Genomic DNA, 4,017 nt, shown 5'->3' with positions numbered 1-4,017 from the left:
CGTGTAACTCGTACCCAACCGGTATCGTCGCAAATCGTACACATGGCCCGCATTCTACATAAGGAAAGGAACACAAGAGGCACAAAAAGCACAAGAGTTGGTCACAAGCACCTCTTCTTGTGCTTTTTGTGCTTCTTGTGTTCCTTCCCCGTATTACTCGCGCGCGAGGAGAACGTATTGGTTGGAAGTGGATAACCCGAACGTGATGCAGACTAAATCCAGCGCGGTGAAGGTCCCTACCGCAAGAATATTCGAAAAGTTCAGGAACTCGAACACCGACCGGCTGTACTGGCTGCTGCGCAAGCCGAGAGCGTTCCGGAAACTCATGATCCAGAAACCCGGAGACGGAAGGCATCCCTGCCGAACGATTCGATAGCCGCTGCGCTTTGCGGTCTGCGCCAGCGAATCTCTGGTAAAGAGATGAAAGTGCCGCGGCAGATGATAGCCGCCCCAGTAGCGGCCGCGAAACAGCGAGTAATCCAAACCGCCGCGGTTCGGCGTCTCCACCAGCAGGAGTCCGTTTCGAGTCAGTTTGGAACGAAGTCTCTCCAGAACAGCGACCGGATCGCGGAGGTGTTCCAGAATCTGACTCATGATCATCAGGTCGTGCGCGTCCTCGCGCAGGCTGTTCAGGTTCGTTTCGCTTCCTTCCACAAGGTCGATCCGAGCGGCCCTGGCGCGCTTCACCAGTTCCGGCTGAAACTGTAGATCGAGTCCGATGCATTCCGTTTCGGGCGGAGCGATGCCCCGAAGCTCGAATAAGCGCGCGGCGTCGCCACAGCCGACATCGACGATCGAGCGCAATTGCGGGACGTCCACCGCGGAGAGGATTCGCCGGATATCTTCGCGGATCTTTCGTTTGTAGATGAAGCCCTGGAGATACAAGGGAGATCGTGGATTGATGGTGTAGTAGGCCGCCGGATACAGGGCGGCGGCTGCTTCAGGTGGTGGAATCGGATTCAGCGAGACGTGACCGCAGCTGGTGCAGCGCGAGAGCGTGAACTGTCCTGGAACGCTGGCGTATTCGTAGTCGGGACCTGAGGTTTCGAGCTGTTGCCGGCTGTTGCCGCAGAGCAGACACTGCCAGTGTCCGTCCTCTATTCCCATAGAACGTGACGGAGCGCCTGTCCGTACGATGGCCGCGCCGTGGATCTGACTTTTCCATGTTGCTCGAGAAGACGGGCCAGTTCCGGGTTCTTGTAGTACGGCAGCGACGGCGCCACATGATGCGTGAAGTGATAATTGAACATGTAGGGCGCGATGAAGAACCGTTCGAGGAAGCCGGCGGACAGGTCGATTGTCACGACGTCCGCCTCCCTCAACTCCACATCTCTCCGCCCAGGTACATGCGGATAGCCGTGCTCGATGAGGACCCGTGTCCGGTTCATGAAAATCGCGATTGTTCCCAGCGGCAGAAACCAGAATGCGAAGTAGTACCACCACGAAAGCCAGATGGCAGATGCGGCCAGCAGAACAGCCTGGGCCGCGACAATCGCGAGCGAAAGCAGGCGCGCTTTTCCCCGGGCCTCGACGGTTGCGGCAACGGTGAAGCCCTTCTGTTGAACTTTTTCAATGACCTCTCGGGCCGTTCCGAAAATCCACACGGCCAGACGGCGGATGCCGGGCCGGGTTCGCAGCACCGGCTCGTAGATGTAGGCGTCCGTATCGTGACCGATGTCCTGCGCGGCGTGGTGTCCGAGATGCTGGCGGCGGTACCACATCAGGTTGATGCCGATCAGCGCGCAGTGAATGCTGCCCACCGTCTCGTTGAGCCAGAGAGGGAAGAGCAACCTCTTATGTACAGCTTCGTGGCAGGCGATCACCATGCGGTACTGCATCAGTCCGATGGTGACAAACACGGCGGCATACGACCACGGTCCAGGATGGCGGACGAGCAGGTAAACGGCGGCGGCAGTGATGGCCCATGTGATGGACATGTCCAGAATAGCCACATTGCGCCGATCGCTATGCAGCCGCGCCATTTGTTCCTGGAAGCTCATTTGGCCGGGATCATAGCACGCCATGACAGATTGGAAATTCGAAATTCGAGGTTGCTTCATAATAGAATCTACCCGCATTCAGATGAGCCACCGATCGAAGAAGCGAGTTCCCGCCGCAGCTCCTGCCGCTGCACTTCCGGCCCCCACTCCCTGGTGGCAACGGGATTGGTTTCTGGGGCTGGCGCTCCTCGCCGTCACCACCATTGCCTATATGCCCGCCTGGAACGGCCAGGCAATCTGGGATGACGACGGGCACCTCACCAAACCGGCATTGCAATCGCTTACCGGCCTGGTCCGGATCTGGATCGAGCCGGGAGCCGCACAGCAGTACTACCCTCTGGTTCACAGCCTTTTCTGGCTCGAATACCACCTCTGGGGCTATGCGCCGCTTGGGTATCACCTAATCAATATCCTTCTTCATGTGCTCTCCGCTTTTCTCCTGGTTCGAATCCTCCGCCAACTCGAAGTGCCCGGAGCCTGGCTGGCCGCGGCGCTGTTTGCTCTGCATCCCGTCCAGGTCGAGTCGGTGGCATGGATGTCCGAACTCAAGAACACATTGTCGGGGGTTTTCTACCTCGGCGCAGGACTGGTTTATCTCCTCTTTATACAGCGGCGGAGTTCCAGACTCTATGCGTTGGCGCTCGGGCTTTTCGCGCTCGGGTTGGCATCCAAGTCGGTGATCGCCACTTTGCCCGCAGCCATCCTCGTGATCCTCTGGTGGAAACGCGGAAAGCTCTCGTGGAAAGACGATGTAGCGCCGCTGGTGCCGTTCTTTGCCATCTCGGTGGTTTTCGGAACCTTTACCGCATGGATGGAGCATAAATTCATCGGAGCCAAAGGTTCGGACTTTAACTTCAATCTGGTCGAGCGAACGCTCATTGCGGGCCGCGCCGTCTGGTTTTATCTGGCGAAGCTGGCGTGGCCGCAAACCTTGATCTTTATTTATCCGCGTTGGGAGATCCGTCAGACGATCTGGTGGCTCTACCTGTTTCCTGCCGCTGTCCTTGCGGCGGTCGCGGGATTGTGGTTGTTGCGAAGACGATCGCGCGCGCCGCTTGCCGTGTTTCTGCTGTTCGTCGGTACGCTGGTTCCGGCGCTGGGCTTCGTCAATATTTATCCTTTTTTGTTTTCCTTCGTGGCGGACCATTTCCAATACCTGGCTTGCATTGCTCCTTTGACGTTGGCCGCCGCCGGCGTTGCGAAGGCGCTTCCGTTGTTGAAGTCGAGGAGATGGATCGCGGAGTGGGGTTGCGGGGCTGTTCTGGCTGTGCTGGCGATCCTCACGTGGCAGCAATCCGCGATGTACGCGGATATGAAAACTCTGTGGGAAACGACCATCGCCCGGAATCCGGACTGCTGGATGGCTTACAGCAATCGCGGCTTCGGTCTGCTGCAGGAAGGGAAGCTTGACGACGCCATCGCCGACTTCAAAGCCGCATTGAATGTAAAACCGGATTACGCCTATGCGCACAACAATCTCGGAATGGCATTGATGCAGGAGGGACACGACGACGAAGCGGTTCCGCATTTCCAGAAAGCTCTCGAAGTGAAGCCGGATTACGCGGAACCTTACGGCAATCTCGGTGTCATTCTGTACGGCCGTGGGAAGGTGGACGAGGCCATCATCGATTTCCAGAAAGCGGAGCAGATCAATCCGGACTATCCGGATGCCTATTTCAATCTGGGCATCGCGTTTACGACAAAGAACAATTTCGATGCCGCGATCGCCCAATTTCAGAAAAGCCTGCAGCTCAAACCCGCCGATCCCGAAGCCTATCGGGGCATGGGCCTTGCTTTCGCCGGCAAAGGCGATACCGCCGATGCGATTGCTCAGTTCAATAAGGCGTTATCGTTGAAGCCTGATTACGCGCTGGTGCTCCAGGATCTTCGTAACATCTACGCAAAGACACGGGGGAGGGAATAGTTTAGCCGCAGATGACGCGGATGACGCAGATGGGGCGCCTCAAGGCTTGGTTTTTGCGCCCCATCTGCGTCATCCGCGTCATATGCGGCTAAA

At 57.6% G+C, this 4,017-nt stretch carries 3 protein-coding genes; 1 reads left to right on the top strand and 2 read right to left on the bottom strand.

Features of this window, described 5'->3' with window-relative positions; genetic code table 11:
- Window positions 1-153: 153 nt before the first annotated feature.
- Both VGK48_10720 and VGK48_10715 read right to left on the bottom strand, forming a co-directional pair.
- Entirely contained in the window at window positions 154-1,107 is a 954-nt protein-coding gene (locus tag VGK48_10720) for a class I SAM-dependent methyltransferase (GenBank protein ID HEY2381638.1), read from the bottom strand.
- Complete coding sequence (locus VGK48_10715) at window positions 1,098-2,000, bottom strand: fatty acid desaturase (protein ID HEY2381637.1); 903 nt, start codon at window positions 1,998-2,000, stop codon at window positions 1,098-1,100. Before VGK48_10715 ends, VGK48_10720 begins: the two co-directional genes overlap by 10 nt.
- A gap of 82 nt (window positions 2,001-2,082) precedes the next feature.
- On the opposite strand from VGK48_10715, the gene VGK48_10710 reads away from it, so the two are divergent.
- Window positions 2,083-3,924 carry a tetratricopeptide repeat protein gene (locus tag VGK48_10710; GenBank protein HEY2381636.1) on the top strand — a complete coding sequence of 614 codons (1,842 nt, stop codon included), beginning with the start codon at window positions 2,083-2,085 and terminating at the stop codon, window positions 3,922-3,924.
- Window positions 3,925-4,017: the final 93 nt, after the last annotated feature.

The sequence above is a fragment of the Terriglobia bacterium genome, assembly GCA_036496425.1.
Taxonomy (GTDB): Bacteria; Acidobacteriota; Terriglobia; order 20CM-2-55-15; family 20CM-2-55-15; genus 20CM-2-55-15.
The sequence above is the reverse complement of the archived record's forward strand: the minus strand, read 5'-3'. Positions and strand labels throughout refer to the sequence as shown.